The organism is Dolichospermum sp. LEGE 00246, assembly GCF_015207865.1.
GTDB classification, from domain to species: domain Bacteria; phylum Cyanobacteriota; class Cyanobacteriia; order Cyanobacteriales; family Nostocaceae; genus Dolichospermum; species Dolichospermum heterosporum.
Genome location: NZ_JADEWA010000514.1, coordinates 1 through 3710, shown reverse-complemented (window position 1 = coordinate 3710; position 3710 = coordinate 1). Strand labels below are relative to the sequence as shown.

The following is a 3710-nucleotide window of genomic DNA, read 5'->3' as shown; positions in this document are numbered from 1 at the left end:
TCTGTGTCCTCTGCGCCTCTGTGGTTCGTTAATCAGGATAATTTATTTCTTGGAAGTCCCCTAGAGAAGGGGGGTTAGGTTTCTGGAGATTATCGGTTTCATCTAATACTTTTCAAACAACCTCTTAGACCGGGGAGTGTCAAAACCCCAGGTACATGAAAAAAATCCAGATTCTCAATCCCTTATATATCAGGCTTACCTATAATAATTGAAGAAGCTGCACAAAATAAAACATCAAGTACAAAACCGACTCTGCTATTCTCTCTCCAACGTCACCTGTAGAGATAACCTAGAAATTATCCCTATCAGCTAAATTTTGGCAGAAAAGAGCGATCTGCTTGCAGCAGTGCTTCGCTATCGCCGCAAGTTAATCTAAACGGATCAATTGACAACATCCACAACGGGAGAACAGCAAAATCTATGAGTAGAATCGAAACCCGCACTGAACCGATGGTGCTAAACATGGGACCTCACCACCCATCAATGCACGGAGTCCTACGTTTAATCATGACCCTAGATGGTGAAGATGTCGTTGACTGCGAACCAGTTATTGGCTATCTACACAGGGGAATGGAGAAAATTGCCGAAAACCGTTCTACAATCATGTATGTCCCCTATGTCAGCCGTTGGGACTACGCTGCGGGGATGTTTAATGAAGCGGTGACAGTTAATGCACCGGAAAAATTAGCGGGTATCACCGTTCCTAAACGTGCCAGCTATATTCGCGTGATTATGCTGGAATTAAACCGCATTGCGAACCACCTATTATGGTTTGGTCCATTCTTGGCTGACGTAGGCGCACAAACACCCTTTTTCTACCAATTCCGGGAACGGGAAATGATTTATGATCTGTGGGAAGCTGCAACTGGCTACCGCATGGTTAATCATAATTATTTCCGAGTTGGTGGTGTAGCTGCGGATTTACCTTATGGTTGGGTAGATAAGTGTTTAGATTTCTGTGACTACTTTATTCCCAAAGTGGATGAATATGAACGCTTAGTTACTAATAACCCGATTTTTCGCCGCCGGATTGAGGGTTTGGGAACTATTAGCCGTGAAGAAGCGATTAACTGGGGACTTTCTGGACCAATGTTACGGGCTTCTGGGGTAAAATGGGATTTACGAAAAGTTGACCACTACGAATGTTACGATGATTTCGATTGGGATGTTCAGTGGGAAACTGTTGGTGATTGTCTTGCACGTTACATGGTACGGATGCGAGAAATGCGCGAGTCTGTGAAAATAGTCCGGCAAGCGATCGCTGGATTACCCGGTGGACCCTACGAAAACCTAGAAGCCAAGCGGTTAATGGCTGGGAAAAAATCCGAGTGGGATGCTTTTGATTACCAATTCGTTGCTAAGAAAGTTTCTCCTACTTTCAAAGTCCCCAATGGTGAAATCTACTCCCGTGTCGAAAGTGGTAAGGGAGAATTAGGAATTTATTTAGTTGGTGATAATAATGTTTTCCCCTGGCGCTGGAAAATCCGTGCCGCAGATTTCAACAACCTACAAATTCTCCCTCATTTACTCCGAGGAATGAAGGTAGCAGATATTGTTGTTATTCTCGGTAGTATTGACGTAATTATGGGTTCTGTTGATAGATAATCAATCTTGATACTCCAGGACAAGGACTTCAATGTGTATCTTCTGGAATTCTTGTAGAGACGTTCCATGGAACGTCTCTACATTACCTGCCACCTAAGTAGTGAGACAAAATTAATTACACAATGTTATTGCGTAAGCGTGGCGTTAGCCATAGGAAATGAAGCAATCGTCAGGGTTATGATTGCTTCCCTTCCCTCGCAATGACTGTAAATATTTTTGTCCAATTACTTAATGTCTAATTATCTATGAATTTTCAATTTTTAATTGTTGAAGGTTGGCTGTGATTTTGGAATAAAGGGCGCACGATTAAATACCCAGCGGCAAAACCAGTTATCATAATGAATATAATAGTTATTGCCAGCCACCAACCATTTAAGCCTTTAACCTCAGACTGAGATTGGGGATAGTAGCTAACTTCCTGTTCTTCTATAAATACTGTTTTTGATACTGGTAAGTTTATACTCATCCGTGTCGCAGTAGACTCCTGATGACGGTTTTCAGAAGGGGTAGGTTTTGTTGATGTTTTTGGTCGGGGACGATTTGTTGGCTGACGCGGAGATTCTGCGGTAATAATTGGTTTAGGTTTGTGTTTTACCTCGTGATGATCATGAGGTGTCGGCTGAGGCTGAGGTGGATAATTAACTTCATGATCAGATAGAGATGGTGCAGGAGAACTGGGTGATGGTGTACTAACTAGCTTTTGCAGTTCTAAGCAAGACTGAATCACTTTAGTAATTTCTAGCCGCAGTTGTTGATTTTCTTGGACTAATTTCTGATTATGACTGGTAATCACATCCAATTTAGATTGAACCGCTTGTAACTCCGCTGTCAACTCTCGATAAACGCAGAGGGGAACAGAAGGGGGGTAGTTATTAGGTGGTTGGCTATAGTGAGATCCTGTAGTTGTTTTCATGGAGATTTTAGTATCAAAATACGGTAGTTAGAGTAAGGGTACGCAAAACCAGAATATGATTATTTATGATATTATGCCCAAAAATAATAGAAAAATGCACAAAATGCAAAGATGGGGAAAAATATCAGGAGTCGAGAATGAAAACTACCAGTATATTAACTGATTTCATGTGATTAATACAACGCTTAATAAATAAATTTATTTGATCAATAATGGGAAAAAGTGTCCCACTGGTCCTTGTCCTTTGCCAATATCCAAGGAATAGGTAAGAGCATTTGTCACATATTCCTTAGCTATTTGCACTGATGTCCATAGGTCTTTACCTAAAGCTAGGTTAGCAGCGATCGCCGCTGATAGAGTACAACCTGTACCATGAGTATTTTTTGTCTCTACCTGTTTCGTTGTCAAAATCTCCAATTGTTCCCCATCAAACCAAACATCAACACCCCGCAAATTCCCATACATTCCCCCACCCTTGACTAAAACAGCCTTGACTCCTAACTCCCTGTGGATAATTTCCGCTGCTGCTTGCATATCTGCTAAAGAAGTAATTTCTAACCCGCTTAAAATCTGCGCTTCATAACGATTTGGGGTAATAATAGCTGCTAAGGGAATTAGAGTATTCCGCAGGGTTTGTATGGCATCATCATCAATTAGTTGCGCTCTTGTGCGTGATACCATCACAGGATCAACCACTAGATTCTCAATTTTATAAGCTGTTATTTGCTGGGCTACAGCCAAAATAATTTCTTGATTGAGCAACATTCCCGTCTTTGCAGCCTGTACGCCAATGTCCTCTACAACCGCCTGAATTTGAGCAACAATAGACCGGGGAGCGATCGCATCAACTCTATTAACTCCCACAGTATTTTGGGCTGTAATACAGGTAATAGCAGTTGTTCCGTGAACACAGTGAAAAGCAAAAGTTCGTAAATCAGTTTGAATTCCTGCACCCCCACCACTATCAGAACCAGCAATAGTTAAAGCAACAGGCACGAAAGTTTTGTTTATTGTCATAATTGGAGTCTAAATAGGTCTTGCTGAAAAAACGTAAAAGAATCAAAGGTTTGGTGCGATTCGTTGTTAGCTGAATCACGGTAATCAGTCCGTACATAAGCTAACCAACCTAATCCAATTATGGGAAAAGGTTGAACTCTCGGTCTGATATGGGTGAAAGTCCCATCTACCAGAC

General features: G+C 41.6%; 3 protein-coding genes. 1 reads left to right on the top strand and 2 read right to left on the bottom strand.

All coding sequences use genetic code 11. The features are described 5' to 3' along the window. The first annotated feature begins 420 nt into the window (after positions 1–420). On the top strand, positions 421–1605 hold the full coding sequence (locus tag IQ228_RS23145) for an NAD(P)H-quinone oxidoreductase subunit H (protein ID WP_027401458.1): 1185 nt from the start codon (positions 421–423) through the stop codon (positions 1603–1605). Positions 1606–1858: 253 nt separating this feature from the next. Here IQ228_RS23145 and IQ228_RS23140 read toward each other — a convergent pair whose 3' ends face one another. Together IQ228_RS23140 and thiD are read right to left on the bottom strand one after the other, a co-directional pair. Next, positions 1859–2518, bottom strand: coding sequence for a hypothetical protein (locus IQ228_RS23140; RefSeq protein WP_193964570.1), 660 nt, complete (start codon positions 2516–2518; stop codon positions 1859–1861). A gap of 198 nt (positions 2519–2716) precedes the next feature. Next, entirely contained in the window at positions 2717–3535 is an 819-nt protein-coding gene (gene thiD / locus IQ228_RS23135) for a bifunctional hydroxymethylpyrimidine kinase/phosphomethylpyrimidine kinase (protein WP_027401456.1), read from the bottom strand. Positions 3536–3710: the final 175 nt, after the last annotated feature.

Bases quoted from the DNA above. Each gene is read 5' to 3' on its own strand.
- IQ228_RS23145 (WP_027401458.1), top strand. From the start codon at position 421: ATGAGTAGAATCGAAACCCGCACTGAACCGATGGTGCTAAACATGGGA.
- IQ228_RS23140 (WP_193964570.1), bottom strand. From the start codon at position 2,518: ATGAAAACAACTACAGGATCTCACTATAGCCAACCACCTAATAACTAC.
- thiD (WP_027401456.1), bottom strand. From the start codon at position 3,535: ATGACAATAAACAAAACTTTCGTGCCTGTTGCTTTAACTATTGCTGGT.